Consider the following 24,306-nt stretch of genomic DNA (forward strand, 5'->3'; position numbering starts at 1 on the left):
TTGGAGAGGGACCCTTCCTCATGCATATCGCCGAGGGCTATCTGCCCTGGGAACACGCCGCCGCCTGGGGCGTCGCGTCGGCCCCGTTCGTCGTCCACGGCGCCCGCGCGCTCACCCGCGAGGTGCGCGACCGCCCCGAGAACACCCTTTTGCTGGGCGCCTCCGGTGCGTTCTCGTTCGTCCTGTCCGCGCTGAAGATCCCTTCCGTCACCGGGAGTTGCTCGCATCCCACCGGCACCGGGCTGGGCGCCATCCTGTTCCGACCACCCATCATGGCCGTGCTGGGCACGATCACCCTGCTCTTCCAGGCGCTGCTGCTGGCACACGGAGGGTTGACCACGCTCGGCGCGAACGCGTTCTCGATGGCGATCGTCGGCCCGTGGGCCGGCTACGGCACGTATCGGTTGGCCCGCTCGCTGCTCGATCGACGCGGCGGCACGATGCCGCTGGACATCGCGGTGTTCCTGGGCGCGTTCGTCGCGGACCTGAGCACGTACTGCGTCACCAGCGTGCAGTTGGCCCTCGCCTTCCCCGACCCCGACAGCGGATTTCCCGGTGCCCTGGCCAAGTTCGGCGGCATCTTCTCGCTCACCCAGATCCCGCTGGCGATCAGTGAGGGTCTGCTGACCGTCCTGGTCGTGCGCTTGCTGCGGCAGTCCAGTCGAGGCGACCTGATCCGCCTCGGTGTGGTCACGGACGCGCGGGTCGCGGGCGAGGAGGAGAAGACCAAGTGAAGCGCTCGACGAAGATCAACCTGCTGATCGTGCTGGCCGTGGTGCTGCTCGCGGCGCTGCCCGTGGTGTTCGGGATGGGCGATCACAAGGACGAGCCGTTCGCGGGCTCCGACACCCGGGCCGAGACCGCGATCACCGAGAACGACCCCGACTACGAGCCGTGGTTCAGCCCGCTGTACGAACCGCCGTCCGGCGAGATCGAGTCCGGGCTGTTCGCGTTGCAGGCCGCCCTGGGCGCGGGCGTGGTCGGATACATGTTCGGCGTCAAGCGCACCCGTCGCAGGCTTGCGCCGGAGGCCGCGGACACGCCCGACGAGCCGGCGGGCGCGGCCGACGAGGCACCGGTTTCGGCATCGGGTCGCTGATCCCGTGCTGCCGATCGATGCGGCGGCGCATGCGAGTTCGTGGCGCCGCCGCCATCCCGCCGACAAGGCCGTGCTCTCCTTCGGGCTGCTCGGCTGCGCGGTGGCGCTGCCGCCGTGGCCCGGCGCGGTGCTGGTCGCCGGGACCGTCCTGGTCATCGCGTTCGGGTTCGCGAAGGTGCCCGCCCGGCGGCTGTGGCGGGCCGTCCGCGCGCCGCTGGGCTTCGCCGCGACCGGCGCCCTGACGCTGCTCGTGGGCGTCGGCGCGGACGGCGTCGTCTGGGCCGAGGAAGGCCCGCGGCACGCGGGCGAATTGCTGGCCCGCTCCACTGCCGCCGGCCTCGCGATGTTGTTGTTCGCGTTCACCACACCGCTGTCGGACGTGCTGCCCAGACTGACCCGGGTGGGAGTCCCGGCCGCCGTGGTGGACGTCGCGGCGGTGATGTACCGCATGTTGTTCCTGCTCTACGACACGACCGCGCGGATCAACCAGGCGCAGGCCGGCCGGCTGGGCCATCGCACCCGACGGGCCCGGTGGCGCTCGGTGGCCGGGCTCGGCTCGGCGGTGTTCGTGCACGCGTTCGCCCGCGCCCAGCGCTTGGAGGCGGGCCTGGCCGGGCGTGGCTACGACGGGCGCCTGCGGGTGCTGGTGGACGAGGTACCGATCTCGCGCGTCTTCGTGGCGGGCTCCCTGTCCGTGGTGGCGGCGGTCGTCGCCGCCACCCTTCTCCTGGTATCGGTGGTGCCGTGAATCCGTTGCGGGTACGAGAGATCGGATACGCCTACGAGGACCAGCCGCCGGTGTTCGCCGGGTTGTCCCTGACCGTTTCGGCCGGGCGCGCGCTGGCCCTGCTCGGGCCGAACGGGAGTGGCAAGACCACGCTGCTGCGGCTGTTGACCGGCGGCCTGGCGCCGGACTCGGGACACGTCGAGTTGCACGAGGCGCCGATTCGGCACGACCGCAAGGGGCTCACCGCGCTGCGCCGGGTCGTGCAGTTGGTCGTCCAGGATCCCGACGACCAGTTGTTCTCCGCGTCGGTGGCCCAGGACGTCTCGTTCGGACCGCTCAACCTGGGGCTGGATCCGGCCGAGGTGCGCTCGCGCGTGGCCGAGGCACTGGCCGCGCTCGGGATCACCGCGCTGGCGGAGCGGCCGGTGCACCTGCTGTCCTTCGGCCAGCGCAAGCGGGTCGCCATCGCCGGGGCGATCGCGATGCGGCCCGAGGTGCTGGTACTGGACGAGCCGACCGCGGGCCTGGACCCGGCCGGGCAGGAGGCCCTCCTGGAGACCCTCGCCGAGTTGCGTGCGGCCGGGACGACGGTGGTGATGGCGACGCACGACGTGGACCTCGCGCTGCGCTGGGCCGACGATGCGGCCGTGCTCGCCGACGGGCGCCTGCACACCGGGCCGGCGGAGGTGCTGCTCGCGGACACCGCGTTGCTGGCCGCGGCGAGCCTTCGGCCGACCTGGGCCCACGCGGCCGCCGCGGTGCTGGCCGCACACGGGCTGATGCCGGCGGGCGGGCTGCCCCGCACCCCGGCCGAGCTCGCGGCCCTGGCAGTTCGGCCGACCACCCCCGAAACCCACCCGAACTGACCGGGTGCCCCGGGGTGGTCATCCGCCGCCGGCCGGCCCGCCCGGGCCGGTCAGCGCCGACGCAGCAACACCACCGCCCGGTCGTCCCCGACGTTGCGACCGGCCGCCGCCACGATCCGCCGCGCCGCGTCGCGGAAGTCGTCCCGGACCATGCGCTCGGCCTCGCCGAGGAAGCGGTCGATGCCGGTGGCGATGTCCTCGCCGGGCATCTCCACCATGCCGTCGGTGAACAACAGGAGCGCGTCACCGGGGCCCAGCCGGCCCTTGACGCCCTCGAAGCCGGCGTCCTCGATCACCCCCAGGAGCGGGCCGACCGCCTCGATCACCTGCCACCGGCCGGACCCGGCGATCCAGTGCACGCCCGGCGGGTGACCCGCCGAGATCAACTCGTACTCACCCGACTCCAGGTCGAGCACCACGTGCACCGCCGTCGCGAAGCCCTCCGCCCATTCCTGGCGCAACAGGTAGTCGTTCGCCGCCGGCAGGAAGTCCCGCGGGGGCAGTGACCCGAGCAGCCCGCCGAACGCGCCGGAGAGCATCAGCGCGCGCGAGCCCGCGGCCAACCCCTTGCCGGAGACGTCGACGAGCACCACCTCCAGCACCCGCCCGCCGCCGGCCCCTCGGGAGGCGACCAGGAAGTCACCGGAGAACGACTGCCCACCGGCCGGCCGCAGCACCACCTCGGTATGCCACTGCGGTGGCAGCACCGGCATCTCGCCCTGCGCCCGCAACCGGTCGCGCAGGTCGAACAACATCGACTCGCCGCGCGTCCACTGCACCCCCAGCCGGGTCCGCATCCGGGCCATCAGCAGCACGATGCCCGCGATCGCCCCGACCACCAGGACGGTGCCGCCGGTGACCTCGTCGGGATCGTGCACCTGGTGCTGGGCGACCAGGACTCCGGCGGTGGCCGCGTACAGGAGCAGCAGGCTGGGCATCCGCAGCACCAGCCCGCCGATCAGGATGGGCACCGCCGCCATGGTCGCGGGAAACCAGGACGCGTCCACGTCCGACAGCAGGCCGCACGCGGTGACCGAGGCCAGCAGCCCGGCCAGGGCGAACCCGTCCGAGGGCAGGATCCGATGCCGCAGCCAGGACACGACACGCCGAGCGGAGCGCGCCAGTGCCGCGCGCCTCCCGGTCCTGCCCACCCGGTTTCTGCTGCTCGTCGGCGCGGCCACCCCGCGACACTACCGAACGGTCATCAACCGGAGGTTACGCCGACGGCTGACAGGTGGGACACCAGAACAGATTCCGGCCGACCAACTCGGCGGTCCTGACCTCGGTTTCGCACACCAAACAGGGCATGTCGGCGCGCCGGTAGACGTAGACCTCGCCGCCGTGATCGTCCTTGCGCGGCTCGCGGCCCATCGCCTCGGGGGTGTGCTCGGGCCGCACAGTGTCGATCCGGCCCAGCCGCACGCCCTCGCGCATCAGCAGCACCAGGTCGGCCCACATCGCGTCCCACGTCGCCCGCGCGAGCCGGCTGCCGGGCAGCCTCGGGTCGACCCCGAAGCGAAACAGCACCTCGGCGCGGTACACGTTGCCCACGCCGGCGAGCACGTCCTGTTCCATCAACAGCGCGCCGATCGGCTTCGCGCTGCGCTGGATCCGGCGCCACGCCGCCGCCGGGTCCGCGTCCGCCCGCAACGGGTCGGGGCCCAGCCGGGCGTGCACCGCGTCCTTCTCGGCCCGGTCCAGGAGCCGGCACGCGGTCGGCCCGCGCAGATCCGCCCAGGCCGCCCCGCCCGGCACCTTCGCGGCCAGCCGCAGTCGGACCTGGCCGACCGGGTCGGGCAGCTTGTCGCCCTCGCCGAAGGAGAACTGTCCGTACAGGCCCAGGTGCACGTGGATGAAGCGCTCGCCGGAAAACTCCAGGAACAGGTGTTTCCCGTGTGCGTCGGTGGAGACGAGTCGCTCGCCGTCCAGCAGCGCCGCGCTCTCCGCGAAGCGCCCCTGCGGGCTGGTCAGCCGCAGCGGCAGTCCACCGAACCGCTCCTGGTGGGTGGTGGCGAGACGGTGAATGGTGTGGCCCTCGGGCACGCGGCCTCCAACGCAGCGACGACGGTCGGATGGGATGCGGGGTGGTGTGACACCTCAACGCTAGCGACCCGCACCGACACGCCGACGCCCCCGACCGGGCGCACCGATCGGGGGCGGGTGGGTACGGCGTGGACTACGGCAGGGTCGGCAGTTCGCCGGTGTTCTCGTACTTGGTGAGCATGTTGATCCGGCGGGTGTGCCGCTCGGCCTCGCTGTACGGGGTGTTCACGAAGACCTCGAGGAATTTCGTGGCGTCCTCGGGCGAGTGCATGCGCGCGCCCATGGAGATCACGTTCGCGTTGTTGTGTTCGCGGGCCAGCGACGCGGTCTCCTGGCTCCAGACAAGGGCGCAGCGCACACCCTTGACCTTGTTCGCCGCGATCGCCTCGCCGTTGCCGGAACCGCCGAGCACGACGCCGAGGCTGCCCGGGTCGGCGGCCACCCGCTCGCCGGCCCGCAGGCAGTACACGGGGTAGTCGTAGGAGTCGGCCTGTACGGCCGGGCCGCAGTCGACGGCCTCGTGGCCGTTGGCGTCGAGCCACGCGATGAGGTGCTGCTTGAGGTCGTAGCCGGCATGGTCGGAGCCGAGGTAAACGCGCATGGGCCGCAGTCTCTCAGGCGCGGTCCCGAACGTCCCATCAGGGCCGGTATCCACCGGGTGGCGTGTCCGGCGCACCGGTCGGCCGAGGCGGCGCGGAGGGCGGCGGGCCGGCCGGTCGGATGGTGGTGGGGGCGTCGTACGGCGACCTCGGCGGGAAGCCGGGGCCGACGTTGCCCGGTGTGCCGGGCGGGCCGTACGCGGCGGCTTGGCCGTAGACGGTCACCGGCGGCGGCGGGTAGTCGGTCGGGGGCGCCGCCCGGCGCGACGCGGCGTAGCCGGCCACCGCGGCCAGGCCCACCAGCCATCCGGTGAGCAGACCGAAGTAGGTCCCGGCCTGGATCGTGGTCATCGCGTCCTGGAAGCCCGATCCGCCGGGCCTGCGCCCGGCTTCGTCGTGCACGATCGTGAACACGGTCAGCGCGTGGAGGGCGCCGCCGAGCACCAGCGCGAACCAGCCGAGGATGAACGCCACGAACCCGCCGGCGCGCTCGTTCAGGCCGCGCGCACCGAACGCGAGCACGGCCGCGACCACCACGAACAGCACCGCGATGCCAACGTAGCCCGCGGTGACGTCCCTGGTGGTGAAGCTGAAGCGGAATTCGTCGCCGAGATCGCCCTTGTCCGCGATCCACAGCGGATGGCCGACGATCCGCAGCAGCACCATGTACCACTTGCCACTGTCACTGCTCCGGCCCCAGGACTCCTTGAACACCCACTGGTTGCCCAGCCCGGCCACGATCAGGAACGCGACGACGGTTCCGCTGACGGCGATGCGCTTGGTTGCCCCCGGTCTCATGGCACGAGACTAGGCGCCGGCGGTGGCCGCTCGCCAAAGAAATCGGACCCCGTTTCCCCCTGTGCGCGGGGAAACGGGGTCCGATCGGTGACCGGGGGCGTCAGCCGCGCCGGCCGACCAGCTTCCAGGCGGCGGGCAGCAGCGCCATCGCCAGGGCGATCTTGACCGCGTCGCCGAAGAGGTAGTTCTGCATGCCGATCTCGTACGCCCTGGACATCGAGATGCCCAGGTCGTGTGCGAGGTAGGTGAGGCCGGCCGCGTAGATCACCGCGTTGCCCAGCACCATGGTGCCGGCGGTGCGCAGCGGGCTGCGGTCGGTACCGCGCTGGGCCAGGAAGCCGGCCACGGCCGCCGCGAGCACCATGCCGAGCACGTAACCCAGGGTCGGGAACCCGGTGCCGGAGGTGCCCTCCGCGAACCACGGCATACCCGCCGCACCCAGACCCAGGTAGAGCACCATCGCGGCGAGCCCGCGCCACGCGCCGAGCGCACTGCCGGCGAGCAGCACGGCGAAGGTCTGGCCGGTCACCGGGACCGGCGAGCCGGGCACCGGGACGGAGATCTGGGCGGCGAGGCCGACGAACGCGGACGCGCCGACGACCAGCGCGGCGTCGCGCACGGCGGCGCCCTTGAAAACCTGGGCCGGGACCAGATCGGCCAGGACGGGGCGGCGCGCATCGAGAAGGGCAGTGCTCACAGCGGACTCCACACTCTTGTGTTGCGGGACCCGATGAACTTAACCAATCGGACATCGCACGATCACGGGGGTGTCCGACAAGGTACCGATCCGTACTTTGTCGAACACCACCGAAAACGTCAGTCCCGGGTCACAGTTGCAGCGACTTGACCTCCAGGTACTCCTCCAGGCCGAAGCGGCCCAACTCGCGCCCATTGCCCGACTGCTTGTAACCGCCGAACGGGGCAAGCGGGTTGAACGCGCCGCCGTTGATCTCCACCTGGCCGGTACGCAGCTTGCGCGCGAACGCCACCGCGGCCTCCCGACTCGGTCCCCACACCGCGCCGGACAGGCCGTACGGGGTGTCGTTGGCGATCCGCTCGGCCTCCTCCTCGGTGTCGTAGGGCAGGATCGACAACACCGGGCCGAAGATCTCCTCGCGCGCGATCGTCATGTCGCCGGTCACGTCCGAGAAGACCGTGGGCCGCACGTGGTAGCCGGTCTCCACCCCCTCGGGCAGGTCCGTGCCGCCGGTCACCAGGGTGGCGCCCTCCTCGATGCCCTTGGCGATGTAGCCGCGCACCCGCTCGAACTGGGTCGCGTTCACCAGCGGGCCGAGCTTGCCGGTCATCGCCTGCGCGGCCTCCCCCGCGACCTCGACCGCGCGCGGCAGGTCGTCGCGGTGCACCAGCATCCGGGTCAGCGCGCTGCACGTCTGCCCGCTGTTGCGGTACGCGCCGCCGATGCCCGCCCGCACCGCCTTCTCCAGGTCGGCGCCGGGCAGGATCACGTTGGCGGATTTGCCGCCGAGTTCGAGCGCGACCCGCTTGACCGTCGCGGAGGCGAGCTCGGACACGCGCGTGCCGGCCCGGGTCGAGCCGGTGAACGAGACCATGTCGACGTCCGGGTGCGACGCGATCGCCTCGCCGACCACCGGGCCGGTGCCGGAGACCAGGTTGACCACGCCCGCCGGGAAGCCCGCGTCGTGCAGGATCTCGAAGAACAGGTGTGCGGCCTGCGGCGCGACCTCGCTGGCCTTGAGCACCACGGTGCAGCCGGCGACCAGGGCCGGGCCGAGCTTGTTGGTGATCTGGTGCAGCGGGAAGTTCCACGGGGTGATCGCCCCGACCACGCCGACCGGTTCGCGCACCACCAGCGAGGAGCCGATGGTCTCCTCCCACTCGAACTCGGCGGCGAGCTTGACGTAGCTGCCCAGCACGATCAGCGGCAGGCCCAGGTGCACCCGCTCGACCAGGGTCGCCGGGGCGCCCATGTCCGCGATGATCACCTCGGTCATCTCGGCCGAGCGCTCGGCGAGCAGGTCCCGCGCCTTCGCGAGCAGCGCGGCCCGCTCGGCCGGCGGGGTCGCCGCCCACCCGGGGAAGGCGCGCTTGGCTGCGGCCACGGCCAGGTCCACATCGGCGGGCGTGCACTGCGGCACGGTCGCCACGACCTGCTCGGTGTTGGGGTCGACGACGTCGATGGTCTCGGTCGACGAGGGCGTCGTCCACGCGCCGTCGATGTAGATCGTGTCGTAAGCCTTGGTCATGCCGCCGAACTCCTCGCCGCTTGCCACTGGGACATGGCGCCGCGGCCGGGAACGTTCACCGGTGCTCGGCCACGACACCCGCCGAGGGTACGTCGACACGTGTGCAATCCCCAGAGCCGGGCCGCCCCGATTTCCCCACACCCACAGCGCAACCACACAGGTCAGGGGCGCCACGACCGGACAGGATCAGCCGGGGAGCGCCCGGCTCTCGAAGCCGTGCGGCCCGTTCGAGGTCCACACCAGTTCGCCGCTCCGGCCGGTGACCGGGAATTCGCGGGCCAGACCGACCTCGTGCAGGAGCGCGAGCGGCGTGAAGGACACGCCGTATTCGCCCGCGCCCTTGTCGAAGCCCCAGTCCTTGTACACCTCGACGCGATACACCAACCGCACGTCGGGCAACACCGGCGAGCCCGGGATCGCGGTGACGCCGGGCAATACCTCGATCCGGCCGGTGATCCGATACTGCAGGCCGCGCATGGCCAGCCACCAGTCGGTGTCGTCCGCGCGCCGGATCAGCACCCCGTGCCAGTGCGTGGTGGTCTCGAAGACGCTCTCGAGGCCGCCGCTGTCGTGCCAGCGGATCGCCGCGAGCGCCCACCACTCCTCGAAGTGGGTGAGCGCCGCGCGGCGGAACGGCTTGGCCCGCAGCGGCTGGGCCGGGTCGATCACCAACGGCGCGCCACGCCCGATCAGGTAGTGCCGCAACAAGGCGGCTCCCGTGCGCAGTCCCACACACCGCCACAGCGGCACGACCGCGCGCAGCCCGAAGGCGAGCGCGCGGTCGCGCAGCCGCGGCATGCGGGAGCCGTAGGGGGCGTTGCCGTTGGGCGTGCGTGGATCCGGTCGCCCGGTACGGGAGGTGTGGATCACGCTGCTCTGGCGCTCCGGAGCCGTCATTTATCCAGATTAATTAGCTTTGCTTTGCTTTGTAGCCGATTCCGAGCCGGACCCGACAGGTTTCATCCGGTCAGTCGAAACCGGTCAGTCGAAGATCGGTCCCTGGTCACGGGTGCGCTTGATCTCGAAGAATCCCGGCGTGCCCGCGACCAGCACCACACCGTCCCAGAGCTTGCCCGCGTCCTCGCCCTTGGGTGCCGGCGTCACCACCGGACCGAAGAACGACACGCCGTTGACGCTGATCACCGGGGTGCCGACGTCCATGCCCACCCGGTCCATGCCGTCGTGGTGCGACTTGACCAGCGCCTCGTCGTACTCGGTCGAGTCGGCGGCGTCGGCGAGTTCGGTGGGCAGCCCGGCCTCGGTCAGCGCGGCCTCGATCATCTCGCGCGAGAACTCCTCGCCGCCCGGGTGCCGGCGGTTGCCCAGCGCGGTGTAGAGCGGCAGCAACACTTCGTTGCCGAACCGCTGCTCGGCGGCGATGCACACCCGCACCGGACCCCAGCCGCGCTCCAACATCTCCTTGTAGGCCTCCGGGATGTCGTCCCGACCGCTGTTGAGCACGGACAGGCTCATCACGTGCCACTGCACGTCCACGGGGCGAATCTGCTCCACCTCGAGCATCCAGCGCGACGTCATCCATGCCCACGGACACAGCGGGTCGAACCAGAAGTGCGCTATGTCGCGGGCCGGTCCGTTGTCCTTGGTGGTCACTGCGGGTTCCTCTCGATCCTGATGCCTGGTCGCGATGCCTCGCGCCCGGCCGTCGATGACTGTGCAACCCCCGACCGCACCCCGTCATTCCTGGATTCCGACCGAGGATCCGGCCGAGAACCGGGCCGACACAGCCGCCCCCGCCGTGAAAGGATCGCCCGGACCGCAGCCAACCAGGGAGTGATCCAGTGCCCGGCAGGAATCTGACCCGCGAGGAGGCCCGCACGCGGGCCCGGATCCTGAGCGTCGAGGACTACGACGTCAGGCTCGATGTCACCACCGACAGCACGGAGACGTTCCGCTCCGAGACGGTGCTCCGTTTCGGCTGCCGTGAGGCGGGTGCGGCCACGTTCGTGGACCTGCTCGCCCCGGACGTCCACGAGGTCGTGCTCAACGGCCGCGCGCTCGACCCCGCACAGGTCTTCGACGGCACCCGCGTACTGCTCGACGACCTGGTCGAGGGAGCCAACGAACTGCGCGTGCTCGCGTCGTGCGCCTACAGCCGCACCGGCGAGGGCCTGCATCGCTTCGTCGACCCGGTCGACGATCGGGTCTACCTCTACACCCAGTACGAACCGGCCGACTCGCGGCGGGTCTTCGCGAACTTCGAACAGCCCGACCTCAAGGCCTCGTTCCGGTTCTCGGTGACCGCGCCGGCCGACTGGCACGTGGTGTCGAACTCGACCACGCCGGACCCGGTGCCGGTCCGCGAGGGGGTCGCGCGCTGGGACTTCGCGCCGACGCCGCGGATCTCCACCTACCTGACGGCGGTCGTGGCCGGCCCCTACCACGCGGTCTTCGACACCTACACCGGCCCGGACGGCCTGGTCGTCCCGCTCGGCGGGTTCTGCCGCGCGTCGCTGGCCGACGCGTTCGACCACGAGGAGATCTTCGAGGTCACCCGGCAGGGTCTGGACCTGTTCCACGACCGGTTCGACTTCCCGTATCCGTTCGGGAAGTACGACCAGCTCTTCGTGCCCGAGTACAACCTCGGCGCGATGGAGAACCCGGGCGCGGTCACCTTCACCGAGGACTTCGTCTTCCGCTCCAAGGTCACCGACTCGGCGTACGAGAACCGCGCCTGCGTGATCCTGCACGAGATGGCGCACATGTGGTTCGGCGACCTGGTCACCCCGCGCTGGTGGGACGACCTGTGGCTGAAGGAGTCCTTCGCGGACTTCATGGGTTCCTACTCGCAGGGCGTGGCCACCCGCTGGACCGACGCCTGGACCAGCTTCGCCGCCCGCCGCAAGGACTGGGCGTACCGCCAGGACCAGTTGCCCACCACCCACCCGATCGTGGCGGTGATCAACGACCTGGAGGACGCCAAGCTCAACTTCGACGGGATCACCTACGCCAAGGGCGCCTCGGTGCTCAAGCAGTTGGTCGCCTACGTGGGCGAGGACGAGTTCTTCGCGGGTGCCAGGTCGTACTTCAAGAAGCACGCCTGGGGCAACACCACCCTCGCCGACTTCCTCTCCGCCCTGGAGGAGACCTCCGGACGCGACCTCAAGTCCTGGTCGGCGGACTGGCTGGAGACCTCCGGCGTGAACACGCTGCGCCCGGCGATCGAGACCGACGCGGACGGCGTGATCACCTCGTTCGCGGTACTCCAGGAGGCCGCGCCGGCGTTCCCGACATTGCGCCCGCACCGGATCGCGATCGGCCTGTACGACGGCGCCGAGCGGGTCGCCCGGGTCGAGGTGGACGTGGTCGGCGCCCGTACCGAGGTGCCCGAGCTGGTCGGCCGCGTCCGCACGCCGCTGATCCTGCTCAACGACGACGACCTCACCTACGCGAAGGTGCGCTTCGACCCGCGGTCCTGGCAGGCGGTGCTCGACTCGCTCGGCGAGCTCGACTCCTCGCTCGCCCGCGCGTTGTGCTGGGGCGCGGCGTGGGACATGACCCGGGACGGCGAACTGCCCGCGCGCGACTACCTGGCCCTGGTGCTGCGGCACGCGGGTCGGGAGAGCGACGTGGGCGTGGTGCAAAAGCTCCAGGTACAGGTCAAGACCGGCCTGGACCGCTACACCTACCCGGCCTTCAGGACCGAGGGCCTGCGGCTGCTCGCGGCCGGCTCGCTGACCGAGCTGAGGGCCGCGGCCCCGGGCGGCGACCATCAGCTGGCCTGGGCCCGCTGCCTGGCCTCGGCCGCCGCCACGCCCGAGGAACTCGCCTTCCTGCGCGACCTGTTGACCGGTGATCAGGAGGTCGCCGGGCTGGCCGTGGACACCGAGCTGCGCTGGGCGATGTTGCGCGCGTTGTGCGCGGGCGGTGCCGCCGACGAGCCCGACATCGCCGCCGAACTGGAGCGCGACGGCACCGCGGCGGGTCGCCGGCACGCGATCGAGTGCCGCGCCGCACGCCCCACACCCGAGGCCAAGGCCGAGGGGTGGCGACTCGTGGTGGAGACCGACGAACTGCCCAACGCGATGCTCAACGCGGTCATCGCGGGCTTCTCCACGCCCGGTCAGGAGGAGCTGACCGACCCGTACACCGACCGCTACTTCGCGGCGATCGCGCCGGTGTGGCGGGACCGCTCGATCGAGATCGCCCGCCGGGTCGTGGTCGGCCTGTACCCGTCGGGTCGGATCGACGCCGACACGCTGCGGCGCACCGACGACTGGCTCGCCGCGACCGAGCCGGTGCCGGCGCTGCGCCGGCTGGTCCTGGAATGCCGCGACGACGTGACCCGCGCGCTCAAGGCCCGCGAGCGCGACCAGCGGCACTGAACCACCCCCTCGGACCCCGCCGGCATCCCGAGCGGGGTCCGATCCGTCGGCCGCCCTTCCCCGGCGGCGCCCATCCCACAAGGAGCGCAGCGTGCCCGGAACCAACCTGACGCGTGACGAAGCCCGCGAGCGGGCCCGGATCCTGTCCGTCGACTCGTACGACATCACCCTCGACCTGACCGGCACCGGTGCGACGTTCCCGTCCACGACCGTGCTGAAGTTCGGCTGCACCGAACCGGGCGCGACCACGTTCGTCGATCTGATCGCCCCCGAGGTGCACGAGATCACCCTCAACGGCAAGGCGCTCGACGTCGCCTCGGTGTACGCGGACAGCCGGATCGCGCTGACCGACCTCGCCGAGAGCAACGAGCTGCGGGTGGTCGCGTCCTGCGCGTACATGAACACCGGCGAGGGCCTGCACCGCTTCGTCGACCCGGTGGACGGCAAGACCTACCTCTACACCCAGTTCGAGGTGGCCGACGCACGCCGGGTCTTCGCCAACTTCGAACAGCCGGACCTCAAGGCCACCTTCGCCTTCAGGATCAGCGCGCCGAGCGAGTGGCACGTGGTCTCCTGCTCGCCCACCCCCGAGCCCTCGGCCGGCGCCGACGGCACCTCGGTGTGGGCGTTCGAGCCGACGCCCAGGATCTCCACGTACATCACCGCACTGGTGGCCGGCCACTACCACGCGGTGCGGGACAGCTACACCGCCGCGGACGGCACGGTCGTCCCGCTCGGCGTGTACTGCCGGTCCTCGCTCGCGCCGTTCCTGGACGCGGACAACATCTTCGAGGTCACCAAGCAGGGCTTCGACTACTTCCTGGAGCAGTTCGACTTCGCGTACCCGTTCGCCAAGTACGACCAGCTCTTCGTACCGGAGTACAACGCGGGCGCGATGGAGAACGCGGGCTGCGTGACGATCCTGGAGGACTACGTCTTCCGCTCGAAGGTCACCGACACGTCGTACGAGACGCGCGCGGAGACCATCCTTCACGAGCTCGCGCACATGTGGTTCGGCGACCTGGTCACCATGCAGTGGTGGGACGACCTGTGGCTGAACGAGTCGTTCGCCACCTACGCGTCGGTGCGCTGCCAGGCCGAGGTGACCCGCTGGTCGCACGCGTGGGCCACGTTCGGCAACCGGATGAAGACCTGGGCCTACCGGCAGGACCAACTGCCCTCCACCCACCCGATCTTCGCCGACATCCGGGACCTGGAGGACGTCGAGGTCAACTTCGACGGCATCACCTACGCCAAGGGCGCCTCGGTACTCAAGCAGCTCGTCGCCTACGTGGGCAGTGAGAACTTCTTCGCGGGCGTGCGGACGTACTTCAAGAAGCACGCGTGGGGCAACAGCCGGCTGGCCGACCTGCTCGGCGCGCTGGAGGAGACCTCGGGTCGGGACCTGAAGGCGTGGTCGCGCGAGTGGCTGGAGACCGCGGGCGTGAACACGCTGCGGCCCGCGATCGAGACCTCCTCGGACGGCGTGATCAGCTCCTTCGCGGTGCTCCAGGAGGCTCCCGAGGCGTGGCCGACGCTGCGCTCGCACCGGATCGCGATCGGCTTCTACGACCGCACCGACGCGGGCCTGGTCCGCACCCACCGACTGGAGCTGGACATCACCGGCGCCCGGACCGAGGTCGCGGATTTGGTCGGCCGGACCCGGCCGGACGTGGTGCTGCTCAATGACGACGACCTGACCTACACCAAGATCCGGCTCGACGAGGACTCGCTCGCCTTCGTCACCGATGCGATCGGCGAATTCGTCGACCCGCTGCCGCGGGCGCTGTGTTGGGCCGCCGCGTGGGACATGACCCGCGACGCGGAGATGGCGGCGCGCGACTACCTCAAGCTCGTGCTGGCCGGCGCGGGCAGCGAGAAGGACATCAACATCGTCCAGTCACTGCAGCGGCAGGTCACCAGCGCGCTGGAGCTGTACACCGACCCGGCGCACCGCGAGCGTTCGCTGGCCGAACTGGCGGTCGCGTCCGAGCGCTTCCTGCGCGCGGCCGAGCCGGGCAGTGACCATCAGTTGGCCTGGGTGCGCTGCCTGGCGTCGGTGGCGGCCCGCCCGGACCACCTGGCGATCCTGCGCGGTCTGCTCGACGGCAAGGAGCAGATCGAGGGTCTGGCCGTGGACGCGGATCTGCGCTGGGCGCTGCTGCTGCGCTTGTCCGCGACCGGGGTGGCCACCGACGCCGACGTGGACGCCGAGTTGGAGCGCGACTCCACCGCGGCCGGCCGTCGGCACGCGGCCGCGGCGCGGGCGGCGCGGCCGACGACCGCGGCCAAGGACGAGGCGTGGGCGTCGGTCGTCGAATCCGACGCGCTGCCCAACGCGATCCAGGCTGCGGTGATCGGCGGCTTCGTCCAGCCGGCCCAGCGCGACCTGCTCGCGACCTACACCGAGCGGTACTTCGCCGCGATCGCGGACGTCTGGGCGACTCGCACCAACGAGATCGCCCAGCAGATCGTGATCGGCCTGTACCCGACCCTCCAGGTCTCCCCGGACACCCTGGACCGCACCGACGCGTGGCTCGCGACCGCCGAGCACCCGGCGGGCCTGCGGCGCCTGGTGGTCGAAAGCCGCGACGGGGTGGCGCGGGCGCTTCGGGCGCAGGCGCGCGACGCGCGGTAGCGCGCGGGGTCGGCCGGCCTGCGGTCTGGCGTCCTCGAGCGCCGGACGGGCTGATCGGCCTCGAACGCCGGCCGGGCTGTCGGTTCAGCCCGGCCGGCGTTCGCGGCCACCGGTTGGCGTTGGAGGCGGGTGGCCGGGAGGCGGGCGGTTTTCACGGAAGGGTCAACCCGGTGCGTGCGTTCGCCCACCGGCCCGGTAGCGTGGGTTTCGTGGTGAACAGGAATGCACTTCGCGCCGGGGCCGTGTCGGCCGTTGTCACGCTCATGTCGCTGATCTCGGCGCCGGCCTTCGCGAACATCCGCGACGACGGCGACGACCCGGGTCCCGGCATAGGTATCGGCGAGACCCTCGCGGTCTTCGTCGGCATCCCGGTCCTGGCCTTCGTGGTCATCGCGGGCCTCGTGATGCTTCCGGACATCATCAAGAAGAAGCACTGACTCTCCTCCGAAGCCGCCGACCGGGTCCACACCCGCTCGGCGGCTTCGGCATGTCCCGCCCTCCACCGGACGCGACTGCACCGACCGCGGCTCACCGACCGCGGAAGGCCCGGGCCAACGACACCGCACGCGGGTTGACCGGCAGGTCCTCCAGGTAGACGTGCCGCCCCTGGTCGTCGGCCACCGGCAGCAGCCAGTTCGGGTACTGGTTCCAGGTGCCCGGCAGGTTCTGCGGGCGACGATCGCCCACTCCGTCCGGCAGCCATACGCCGAGCATCCGGCACGGCGTCGCGGCGAGCAGACGGTGCAGCGCCTCGACCGTCTCCCGCTCGCCCGCGCCGGGTCGCAGGTAGCCGCGCCGGCGCAGCAGTTCGAGCCACTGCTCGCGGTCGGCGAGGTCCTCGGCCCGTTCGGTGTCCGCATCCCGCACCAGCAGGTGCAGCCGCTCCCACAGGTCGATGTGCTCGCCCGCGAGCCGGGCCGCGGTGGGCGGCAGGTCGTGCGTGGTCACCGTGGCCAGTGAGCCGGCCCGCCACTGCTCGGGCGGCAGCGGGCAGCCCTTTTCGTCGCGTTCGAACCACAGCACGGACGTGCCCAGGATGCCGCGCTCGGCCAGGTAGGTGCGCACCCACGGCTCCACCGTGCCCAGGTCCTCGCCGATCACCACCGCACCCGCACGGTGCGCCTCCAGGGCCAGGATGCCGACCATGGCCTCGTGGTCGTAGCGCACGTACGCGCCTTCGGCGGGGCTGTTGCCCTTGGGTACCCACCAGAACCGGAACAGTCCGAGCACGTGGTCCACCCGCACCGCCCCGGCGTGCCGAAAGACCGCGCGCAGCAGTTCCCGGTACGCCGCGTATCCCGTCTCGGCCAGCCGCAGCGGATGCCACGGCGGCTGGTTCCAGTCCTGCCCGATCTGGTTCATCGCGTCCGGCGGCGCGCCGCCGGTGGCGCCGAGCGCGAGCACCCGGCCGCCGCGCTCCGAGCCGAGCACCCACGCGTCCGCGCCGTCGGGATGCACGCCGACCGCGAGGTCGTGCACGATGCCCACCGACATGCCCGCGTGCGTCGCCGCGTCCTGTGCGGCCTGCGACTGGTCGGCCAGCACCCACTGGGTCCACCGGTGGAAGTCGAGCGCGCCGGCGAGCCGTTCGCGCTCCGCGGCGACCTCGGCCGAGTCCGGGTCGTGCAATTCCGCGGGCCAGTTCCGCCAGGACGGGCCATACTCCTCGACCAGCGCGCACCACGTGGCGAAGTCGGTCAGCCACCGGCCCTCGCGCGCGACGAAGGCGCGGTAGTCGGCGTCCCGACCCAGGCCGCGCGGCACCTTGTGCACCAGCGCGAGCGCTTTCCGCTTGGCCACCCGCACCGCGTCCCGGTCCAGGTGCTCGGCCCCGTCGTGCCCGTCCCCAGCCTCGGCCCGGAGTTCCTCGGCGACCGCCCGCTCGACCGGGGTCAGGTAGGCGAACTCCGGGATGGCCTCGACCCGGACGTACATCGGGTCCGGAAAGCGCCGACTGACCGGCAGATACGGCGATGGCTCCACCGGCGGCACCGGCGAGGCCGCGTGCAGCGGGTTGACCAGCACGAAGCCGGCGCCCTGGGTACGCGCCGACCACACCGCCAGGTCGGCCAGGTCGGCCAGGTCGCCGATCCCCCACGAACGGCGCGAAGGCAGTGAGTACAACTGGACCATGTATCCCCACGCGCGCTCCGTGGGTGTGGGCAGCACCGCCGGGGTGATCGCGACCGGGCACGAGGCGCGGCTGTCCTCGCCGGTCGCGCTCGGCACGCCCCCCGAGCCCAGCGACTCCTCGGGTTCGGGTGAGCAGCGGGCGTGCAGGGTGTGCCAGCCCAGCGGCAGATCGGCGGGAATCCGGTGTGCGCCGACCGGGTCGCCGAGCGGCCCGAGGTCGGGCCCCGCGCCGAGATCGCGGCGGATCCCGCCGTCCTCCAACTCGATCCACAGCTCGACCCGATGCCCGGCAGGCACATTGACGATGAAGCCGGCCGCCCGACCCGAGCGCAGCACCAGCACCGGCGGCAGCAGCCGGGTCCGGCGCAGTTGCTCGTGCGCGGCGAGCGCGGCCCAAGCGGTCTCGGGTGTCGACGCGTCCACGCCGAGCGCCCCGAGCACCGCTGTCAGCGTCGCCGGGTCGGCGTGCACGGCCTCGCCGCGCCACCCCTGATACTCCGTGGCCACTCCGAACGCGGAGGCGAGCCGGACCAATTCGGGAGACAACTGCGATACGCGTGGTTCCTCCATGCCCGCGAGCATCGCACCCGAACGGTCTCGGTGTCGGCGTGTCCGACCGACACGCGAGCAGGCGTGTCGGATCCGGACCGCGGCTCCGGAGAACCCGTCGAAACAAAAACGGCGACGGGCTCCCCGGAGGAATCCGCCGCCTTCTAGGCGCTCGCGACCTGGTCGAAATGGTCGAAGCCCGCCTCCAGCGCACCGTACGGCGCCAGGTATGGCTCCCAGCGTGGATCGCGGAAGCCGGTGCCCAGGATCCGCCACGCCAGACCGGTGGGTTGGGATGGGGTGCGCGGCATTCGCCAGCCCAGCTCGGCGATGTACCGATCGCTCTTGACGTGATTGCAGCGACGACACGCGGAGACCACGTTGTCCCATGTGTGTTGCCCGCCCCGGCTGCGGGGGACGACGTGGTCGACGCTGGTGGCGGCGCTTCCGCAGTAGACACAACGCCCTCCGTCGCGGGCGAACAGCGCACGACGGGTGAGCGGTACTTGGCCCCGAAAGGGGATACGGACGAAACGGGTCAGTCTGATCACACTGGGTACGGGAATCTCGGTGGTGGCGCTGTGCAGGATGGTGCCTGTTTCTTCCAGGCACATTGCCTTGTCGTTCAGCACGAGGATCAGTGCGCGGCGAACGGGCACCACGCACAGGGGCTCGTACGACGCGTTGAGGACCAGCGAATGCGGCACGTATGCCTCCCTGTGACGCCGACAGCGCGTGGCTCGCGCCGGGGACGATCGGCCTCCAGTGTCCATGGCGGGATACCCCCCGCGCTACCAGGAATCGACAAGGTCACAGAGCGTTCACCTGCACGGGTGGCCCCGCGTGGCCGAGTGGTGACGGTGCGCACCGATGGGGCCGGGCGTCTAGGGTGCGCCCATGACGCGCTCTGTGCAGCCTGCGGAACACGCCCCCCACGAGACCCCGCGCGCCCCCGCGGCCGCCCGTGGCGACACGGTCGACGTGCTGTTCGGGCGCTCCGTCCGGGACCCCTATCGAGACCTGGAGGACCCGGACGCGCCGGCCACCCGCGCCTGGTCCGCCGCACAGGACGAGTGGTTCCACGCCCATGTGGACCATCTGGCCGGACGCGATCGACTGCGCGCGCGGCTGGACGAGCTGCTCGCCACCGGCCTGACCGGGCTGCCCTGTTGGCGTGGCGACCGGCACTTCCTGATTCGCCGCGACCCCGGTCGCGAGCACGCGGTGTTGTTCGTGGTCGAGCCGGACGGGACCGAGCGCGCGCTGGTGGATCCGGTCGCGATCGACCCGACCGGCACCACCACGCTGGACCAGTGGACGCCCTCGGACGAGGGTGACCGGATCGCCTGTCTGCTCTCCACCGGCGGCGACGAGGAATCCCGCCTGTACGTGCTCGACGTGCGCACCGGCGACCGCATCGAGGGCCCGATCGAGCGGGTGCGCGACACCTCGATCGCCTGGCTGCCCGGCGGTGACGCGTTCTACCTGGTGCGCCGGCTGCCGCCGGAGGCGGTGCCCGCAGGCGAGGAACAACATCACCGCCGGGTGTATCTGCACCGGGTCGGCGCCGACCCGGCGGCGGACGTCGAGGTGTTCGGCGCGGGCAGCGAACCGGCCACCTACTTCGGCGTCGGAGTCAGCCGGGACGGCCACTGGCTCACCGTGTCCGCGTCCGCGGGCACCGCGCCGCGCAACGACCTGTGGCTGGCCGACCTGCGGGCGCGTACGCCGGAACAGCCGCAGCTGCGCCCGGTGGTGGTGGGTCTGGACGCACTCACCGGCCTGCGGGTGGGCCGGGACGGACGGCTGTACGTGTTCACCGACCTGGACGCGCCGCGCGGTCGGCTGTGCGTGGCCGACCCGGCGGCGCCGGGGCCCGAGGGCTGGCGCGACCTGGTACCCGAGGAGCCGGACGCGGTACTCACCGGGTTCGCCATCCTGGACGGCCCGCAGGCGCCCCGGCCGACGCTGCTGCTCACCCGGACCCGGCACGCGGTTGGCGAGCTGACCGTGTGCGACCTGGCCTCCGGGGAGGTACTGGCCCGGCCGGCGACGCCCGGCGGCTCGCCCGGTTCGATCGGGGGTCTGGCCGAGCACCCCGAGGGCGGGCACGAGGCGTGGTTCGGCTGGTCGGACTACACCGCGCCGTCGGCGGTGCTGCGCTACGACGGGCGCACCGGCGCGGTCGAGACCTGGGCGGGGGCGCCCGGCACCGCGAGGCTGCCGCGCGTGCACGTACGCCAGGAGTCCTACCGCTCGGCGGACGGCACCCCGGTCCGGATGTTCGTGATCGCGCCGACCGTCGCCCCGGACCGACCCAGGCCCACCGTGCTGTACGGCTATGGCGGTTTCGGCATCGCGCTCGGCCCCGCCTACTCGGCGGGTGTGCTCGCGTGGGTGGAGGCCGGCGGCGTGTACGCGATCGCGAATCTGCGCGGTGGCTCGGAAGAGGGCGAGGAGTGGCATCGCGCGGGCATGCGTGGGCACAAGCAACGCGTGTTCGAGGATTTCCACGCCGCCGCGGAGCACCTGATCGCCCGGGGCTGGAGCACGCCCGACCGGCTGGCCGCGTCCGGCGGCTCCAACGGTGGGCTGCTCGTGGGCGCCGCGCTCACCCAGCGGCCGGAGCTGTACGCGGCGGTGGCCTGCTCGATGCCGCTCCTGGACATGGTCCGCTACGAGCGGTTCGGACTGGGCCGGTTGTGGTCCGACGAGTACGGCAGCGCCGAGGTGGCCGAGGAACTGGACTGGCTGCTGGGCTACTCGCCATATCACCACGTGCGCGCGGGCGTTGCCTACCCGGCCGTGCTGTTCACCGTGTTCGACGGCGACAGCCGGGTGGACCCGCTGCACGCACGCAAGATGTGCGCGGCCCTGCAGGACGCGACCGCGAGTGGGCGCCCGGTGCTGCTGCGCGCCGAGGCCGAGGTCGGCCACGCGGCCCGCTCGGTCTCGCGCACCGTCGAACTCAGCGTGGACACGCTGTCCTTCCTGGCCGGCCGGACCGGTCTGGACCTCCACACACTCGGCGACGAGGCCGGCGAAGACAGCGAAGGCGGGGATCGGTGATATAGCGGTGATCAGCGACAGAAGGTACGAACAAGAGGTATCGCACGAGGCTCCCAGGCCCCGTGACTACTGTGGGGAACCGATCCCCCGCCGCGGGGGGAGGCTCCTCCGCTCGTCGTCCGAAAGGTCTCGTACGTGTCCGCGCCCGTCCCCGGAATCCTGCTGTCGCTCGACGTCGCCCAAGGCGACGGCAAGGTGTCGTCCTGGTTCGACCGACACGGCGAGTCCCTCGTGGTGACGCCGATCCGCATCCTCGTGATCATCCTGGTCGCGCTCATCCTGCGGGCGGTGACCCGGAAGCTGATCACCCAATTGGTCGGCCGGATGGCCAACAGCGGCACGGACAGCAGCGGGCGGCCGGTGACCGGCTTCCTGCTGAACGCCGAACGGCGCCGTCAGCGCGCCGAGACGGTCGGTTCGGTGCTGCGCAGCACCGCGTCCTTCGTGATCCTGGGCATCGCCGGGCTGATGGTGCTCGGCGAGTTCAAGGTCAACCTCGCACCGCTGCTGGCCAGCGCGGGCATCGCCGGCATCGCGCTGGGCTTCGGCGCGCGCAACCTGGTCACCGACTTCCTGTCCGGAATGTTCATGATCCTGGAGGACCAGTACGGCGTGGGCGACCTGGTCGACGCGGGCGCCGCGACCGGCACGGTGGTCGAGGTGGGCCTGCGGATCACCAAGCTGCGCGACGTGGACGGCACCGTCTGGTACATCCGCAACGGTGAGATCAAGCGGATCGGCAACAAGAGTCAGGGCTGGGGCACCGCCAAGGTGGACGTCCAGGTCGGCTACCACGAGGACGTGGACAAGGTGCGCGCGGTGATCTCCTCGACCGCCGAGGCGCTGGCCGAGATCGAGCCGTGGAACGAGCGGATGTGGGGCTCGGCGACCGTGGTCGGGATGGAATCGGTGACGCCGGACGCGGTCGTCCTCCAGGTGCAGATCAAGACCATGCCGGGTCAGGAGCTGCCGGTGGCACGCGAGCTGCGCGGGCGCCTCAAGCGCGCGTTCGACGACGCGGGCATCCGGATCAGCGAGCCGGTCGCGAGCGCGACGGGGCCGGCGAGCGACGAGGGCCCCGCACCGGCTCCGGCCGAACCCGCACCGGTCCCGGTGACCCCGCCGCCGACCCCACCGCTGCCGCAGGCGCCGGGAGCGCCGGGGGCCCCCTGAGCGGGGGCCGGGCGGCGGGCGGTGGTTCGAGGGTCGGCGTCAGGACCGAATGGGTCACCGTCGGGCGCGCCCGCACGGGTCCGTCCCGTGTGTCGCCGAGACTGGGTCGGGTGGACTCTCCCCTGTGTCTGGTCACCGGCGCCACCGGCTATCTCGGCGGCCGGCTCGTACCCGAACTGCTCGCGGCCGGCTATCGCGTGCGCTGCATGGCCCGAAGCCCGGACAAGCTGCGCGACCATCCGTGGGCCGAACGCGTCGAGATCGTCCGCGCCGACGCGCTCGACCCGACCGAGGTCCGCCGCGCCCTCGACGGCGTGGACGTCGCCTACTACCTGATCCACGCGCTCGGCAGCGGCCCGCGATTCGCCGTCACCGATCGCGAGACCGCACGCACATTCGCCGCCGCGGCCGAGAACGCGGGCGTCGGCCGGCTGGTCTACCTGGGCGGTCTCGGCCCGGCCGACGGCTCCGCCGCCCGCGACTCGTCCCCGCATCTGCGCTCGCGCGCCGAGGTCGGCGAAATCCTGCTCGACTGCGCGGTGCCCACGGCTGTGCTGCGCGCCGCGGTGATCATCGGCTCGGGGTCGGCCTCCTTCGAGATGTTGCGCTACCTGACCGAGCGGCTGCCGGTGATGGTCACGCCGCGCTGGGTCGCTTCGCGGATCCAGCCGATCGCGGTCCGGGACGTGCTGCACTACCTGGTGGGCTGCGTCGCACTGCCCCCGGAGGTCGACCGCGCCTTCGACATCGGCGGCCCCGACGTGCTCACCTACGAGCAAATGATGCAGCGCTACGCGGCGGTGGCGGGCCTGCGCCGGCGCCGGGTACTGCCGGTGCCGATGCTCACCCCGTCGTTGTCCAGCCACTGGGTGGGCCTGATCACTCCCGTGCCCGGTGGCCTGGCCCGACCGCTGGTGGAGTCACTGCGCAGCGAGGTGGTCTGCCACGAGCACGACATCGCGCGCTGGATCCCGGACCCGCCGGACGGCCTGACCGGCTTCGACCGCGCGCTCGAACTGGCCCTCAAGCGCATCCGGGACGCGGACGTGGCCACCCGCTGGTCCTCGGCGGCCGTGCCCGGCGCCCCGAGCGATCCGCTGCCCACCGACCCGGACTGGGCGGGTGGCTCGTTGTACGAGGACGTCCGCGAGGCGGAGCCGGCCGCGTCCCCGGTGGCCGTGTGGCGGGTGATCGAGGGCATCGGCGGCGAGAACGGCTGGCACTCGTGGCCGCTGGCCTGGTCGGTGCGCGGTGCGCTGGACCGGATCGCGGGCGGCGTCGGGCTGCGCCGCGGCCGTCGGGACCCGCATCACCTGCGGGTCGGCGACTCGCTCGACTTCTGGCGGGTCGAGGAGGTGGTGCCCGGCGAGCTGCTCCGGCTCCGCGCGGAGATGCGACTGCCGGGCCTGGCCTGGCTGGAATTCGCCATCTCGTCCGAGGGCGGCCGGACGCACTACCGCCAGCGCGCGCTGTTCCACCCCCGAGGACTGCTCGGGCACGTGTACTGGTGGGCCGTGTTCCCCTTCCACGGCATCGTCTTCGGCGGCATGCGCAAAGGCATCGCCCGCGCCGCGGAGCGATCGGGTTGAGCCGCTCCCGGCCGAGCATCCCCGGGCCGCCGGGCCATCTGGGAGGATGGGACGGTGACCGAGATGCGAGAGCCGGAACCGAGTCTCTACGAAGCCGTGGGCGGCGAGGAGACGTTCGTCAAGCTCGTGCACCGCTTCTACCAGGGCGTGCGCGAGGACCCCCTGCTGCGCCCGATGTATCCCGAGGAGGACCTCGCCGGGGCCGAGGACCGCCTGCGGATGTTCCTGGTGCAGTACTGGGGCGGGCCGCGCACCTACAGCGAGCAGCGCGGGCACCCTCGGCTGCGGATGCGGCACGCGCCGTTCGCGGTGACCGAGGAGGCCCGGGACGCGTGGCTGCGGCACATGCGCGCGGCGGTCGACGACATCGCGTTGCCCGCCGAGCAGGAGAACATCCTGTGGGACTACCTGGTCTACGCGGCGCAGTCGATGGTGAACCGACTCGACTGACGCGG

At 71.8% G+C, this 24,306-nt stretch carries 21 protein-coding genes; 11 read left to right on the forward strand and 10 right to left on the reverse strand.

Annotated elements, in window-relative coordinates; translation table 11 throughout:
• Window positions 1–20 precede the first annotated feature (20 nt).
• The 4 genes from ABZS54_RS14595 to ABZS54_RS14610 are packed head-to-tail and all read left to right on the forward strand — an operon-like array spanning window position 21 to window position 2,692.
• Window positions 21–734 (forward strand): energy-coupling factor ABC transporter permease, encoded by a 714-nt coding sequence (locus tag ABZS54_RS14595; protein WP_355534724.1) that lies wholly within the window; start codon window positions 21–23, stop codon window positions 732–734.
• On the forward strand, window positions 731–1,099 hold the full coding sequence (locus tag ABZS54_RS14600) for an energy-coupling factor ABC transporter substrate-binding protein (protein ID WP_355534726.1): 369 nt from the start codon (window positions 731–733) through the stop codon (window positions 1,097–1,099). The genes ABZS54_RS14595 and ABZS54_RS14600 overlap by 4 nt, the downstream gene beginning before the upstream one ends.
• A gap of 4 nt (window positions 1,100–1,103) precedes the next feature.
• A complete protein-coding gene (gene cbiQ / locus ABZS54_RS14605; protein WP_355534728.1) occupies window positions 1,104–1,847 on the forward strand; it encodes a cobalt ECF transporter T component CbiQ in 744 nt (247 codons plus the stop codon).
• The gene (locus tag ABZS54_RS14610) at window positions 1,844–2,692 is read left to right on the forward strand and encodes an ATP-binding cassette domain-containing protein (protein ID WP_355534730.1); all 849 of its coding nucleotides are present in this window, start codon (window positions 1,844–1,846) and stop codon (window positions 2,690–2,692) included. Before cbiQ ends, ABZS54_RS14610 begins: the two co-directional genes overlap by 4 nt.
• Window positions 2,693–2,742: 50 nt before the next feature.
• Here ABZS54_RS14610 and ABZS54_RS14615 read toward each other — a convergent pair whose 3' ends face one another.
• From ABZS54_RS14615 to ABZS54_RS14650, 8 genes are all read right to left on the reverse strand, one after another.
• Window positions 2,743–3,792: a PP2C family protein-serine/threonine phosphatase gene (locus ABZS54_RS14615; protein ID WP_355534771.1), complete on the reverse strand. Its 1,050-nt coding sequence runs from the start codon at window positions 3,790–3,792 to the stop codon at window positions 2,743–2,745.
• A 115-nt stretch (window positions 3,793–3,907) separates the two neighbouring features.
• The gene (locus ABZS54_RS14620) at window positions 3,908–4,735 is read right to left on the reverse strand and encodes a DNA-formamidopyrimidine glycosylase family protein (protein ID WP_355534731.1); all 828 of its coding nucleotides are present in this window, start codon (window positions 4,733–4,735) and stop codon (window positions 3,908–3,910) included.
• A gap of 133 nt (window positions 4,736–4,868) precedes the next feature.
• Window positions 4,869–5,336, reverse strand: a complete 468-nt coding sequence (locus ABZS54_RS14625) for a ribose-5-phosphate isomerase (RefSeq protein ID WP_355534733.1) — start codon at window positions 5,334–5,336, stop codon at window positions 4,869–4,871.
• Window positions 5,337–5,373: 37 nt separating this feature from the next.
• Complete coding sequence (locus ABZS54_RS14630) at window positions 5,374–6,132, reverse strand: hypothetical protein (RefSeq protein WP_355534735.1); 759 nt, start codon at window positions 6,130–6,132, stop codon at window positions 5,374–5,376.
• A gap of 100 nt (window positions 6,133–6,232) precedes the next feature.
• A complete protein-coding gene (locus ABZS54_RS14635; protein WP_355534737.1) occupies window positions 6,233–6,829 on the reverse strand; it encodes a biotin transporter BioY in 597 nt (198 codons plus the stop codon).
• A 130-nt stretch (window positions 6,830–6,959) separates the two neighbouring features.
• A complete protein-coding gene (locus tag ABZS54_RS14640; RefSeq protein ID WP_355534739.1) occupies window positions 6,960–8,357 on the reverse strand; it encodes an aldehyde dehydrogenase family protein in 1,398 nt (465 codons plus the stop codon).
• A gap of 186 nt (window positions 8,358–8,543) precedes the next feature.
• Window positions 8,544–9,254: a hypothetical protein gene (locus ABZS54_RS14645; protein ID WP_355534741.1), complete on the reverse strand. Its 711-nt coding sequence runs from the start codon at window positions 9,252–9,254 to the stop codon at window positions 8,544–8,546.
• Between the two features lie 84 nt (window positions 9,255–9,338).
• Window positions 9,339–9,893 carry a disulfide bond formation protein DsbA gene (locus tag ABZS54_RS14650; RefSeq protein ID WP_355534773.1) on the reverse strand — a complete coding sequence of 185 codons (555 nt, stop codon included), beginning with the start codon at window positions 9,891–9,893 and terminating at the stop codon, window positions 9,339–9,341.
• A gap of 263 nt (window positions 9,894–10,156) precedes the next feature.
• On the opposite strand from ABZS54_RS14650, the gene pepN (ABZS54_RS14655) reads away from it, so the two are divergent.
• From pepN (ABZS54_RS14655) to ABZS54_RS14665, 3 genes are all read left to right on the forward strand, one after another.
• The gene (gene pepN, locus ABZS54_RS14655; protein ID WP_355534742.1) at window positions 10,157–12,700 is read left to right on the forward strand and encodes an aminopeptidase N; all 2,544 of its coding nucleotides are present in this window, start codon (window positions 10,157–10,159) and stop codon (window positions 12,698–12,700) included.
• 91 nt (window positions 12,701–12,791) lie between these two features.
• The gene (pepN, locus tag ABZS54_RS14660) at window positions 12,792–15,338 is read left to right on the forward strand and encodes an aminopeptidase N (protein WP_355534744.1); all 2,547 of its coding nucleotides are present in this window, start codon (window positions 12,792–12,794) and stop codon (window positions 15,336–15,338) included.
• Between the two features lie 200 nt (window positions 15,339–15,538).
• Window positions 15,539–15,775 (forward strand): hypothetical protein, encoded by a 237-nt coding sequence (locus tag ABZS54_RS14665; RefSeq protein WP_355534775.1) that lies wholly within the window; start codon window positions 15,539–15,541, stop codon window positions 15,773–15,775.
• Window positions 15,776–15,866: 91 nt separating this feature from the next.
• Here the strand turns inward: ABZS54_RS14665 and malQ are convergent, their stop codons facing one another.
• Together malQ and ABZS54_RS14675 are read right to left on the reverse strand one after the other, a co-directional pair.
• The gene (malQ, locus tag ABZS54_RS14670) at window positions 15,867–18,041 is read right to left on the reverse strand and encodes a 4-alpha-glucanotransferase (protein ID WP_355534746.1); all 2,175 of its coding nucleotides are present in this window, start codon (window positions 18,039–18,041) and stop codon (window positions 15,867–15,869) included.
• A gap of 143 nt (window positions 18,042–18,184) precedes the next feature.
• Window positions 18,185–18,727 carry an HNH endonuclease gene (locus tag ABZS54_RS14675; protein WP_355534748.1) on the reverse strand — a complete coding sequence of 181 codons (543 nt, stop codon included), beginning with the start codon at window positions 18,725–18,727 and terminating at the stop codon, window positions 18,185–18,187.
• 190 nt (window positions 18,728–18,917) lie between these two features.
• Between ABZS54_RS14675 and ABZS54_RS14680 the strand changes: the two genes are divergently transcribed.
• The 4 genes from ABZS54_RS14680 to ABZS54_RS14695 all read left to right on the forward strand — a co-directional run bounded on the left by ABZS54_RS14680 (window position 18,918) and on the right by ABZS54_RS14695 (window position 24,301).
• The gene (locus ABZS54_RS14680) at window positions 18,918–21,089 is read left to right on the forward strand and encodes a prolyl oligopeptidase family serine peptidase (RefSeq protein WP_355534750.1); all 2,172 of its coding nucleotides are present in this window, start codon (window positions 18,918–18,920) and stop codon (window positions 21,087–21,089) included.
• A 135-nt stretch (window positions 21,090–21,224) separates the two neighbouring features.
• Window positions 21,225–22,262: a mechanosensitive ion channel family protein gene (locus ABZS54_RS14685; protein ID WP_355534752.1), complete on the forward strand. Its 1,038-nt coding sequence runs from the start codon at window positions 21,225–21,227 to the stop codon at window positions 22,260–22,262.
• A 110-nt stretch (window positions 22,263–22,372) separates the two neighbouring features.
• Window positions 22,373–23,851: an SDR family oxidoreductase gene (locus tag ABZS54_RS14690; protein WP_355534754.1), complete on the forward strand. Its 1,479-nt coding sequence runs from the start codon at window positions 22,373–22,375 to the stop codon at window positions 23,849–23,851.
• 63 nt (window positions 23,852–23,914) lie between these two features.
• Window positions 23,915–24,301, forward strand: coding sequence for a globin (locus ABZS54_RS14695; RefSeq protein WP_355534777.1), 387 nt, complete (start codon window positions 23,915–23,917; stop codon window positions 24,299–24,301).
• The last annotated feature ends 5 nt before the right edge of the window (window positions 24,302–24,306 follow it).

Origin of the sequence: Embleya sp. NPDC005575 (assembly GCF_040605455.1) — a bacterium.
In the GTDB taxonomy this organism is placed as follows: domain Bacteria; phylum Actinomycetota; class Actinomycetes; order Streptomycetales; family Streptomycetaceae; genus Embleya.

Bases quoted from the DNA above. Each gene is read 5' to 3' on its own strand.
- ABZS54_RS14595 (WP_355534724.1), top strand. From the start codon at position 21: ATGCATATCGCCGAGGGCTATCTGCCCTGGGAACACGCCGCCGCCTGG.
- ABZS54_RS14625 (WP_355534733.1), bottom strand. From the start codon at position 5,336: ATGCGCGTTTACCTCGGCTCCGACCATGCCGGCTACGACCTCAAGCAG.
- ABZS54_RS14630 (WP_355534735.1), bottom strand. From the start codon at position 6,132: ATGAGACCGGGGGCAACCAAGCGCATCGCCGTCAGCGGAACCGTCGTC.
- ABZS54_RS14640 (WP_355534739.1), bottom strand. From the start codon at position 8,357: ATGACCAAGGCTTACGACACGATCTACATCGACGGCGCGTGGACGACG.
- ABZS54_RS14645 (WP_355534741.1), bottom strand. From the start codon at position 9,254: ATGACGGCTCCGGAGCGCCAGAGCAGCGTGATCCACACCTCCCGTACC.
- ABZS54_RS14650 (WP_355534773.1), bottom strand. From the start codon at position 9,893: ATGACGTCGCGCTGGATGCTCGAGGTGGAGCAGATTCGCCCCGTGGAC.
- malQ (WP_355534746.1), bottom strand. From the start codon at position 18,041: ATGGAGGAACCACGCGTATCGCAGTTGTCTCCCGAATTGGTCCGGCTC.
- ABZS54_RS14680 (WP_355534750.1), top strand. From the start codon at position 18,918: ATGACGCGCTCTGTGCAGCCTGCGGAACACGCCCCCCACGAGACCCCG.
- ABZS54_RS14695 (WP_355534777.1), top strand. From the start codon at position 23,915: ATGCGAGAGCCGGAACCGAGTCTCTACGAAGCCGTGGGCGGCGAGGAG.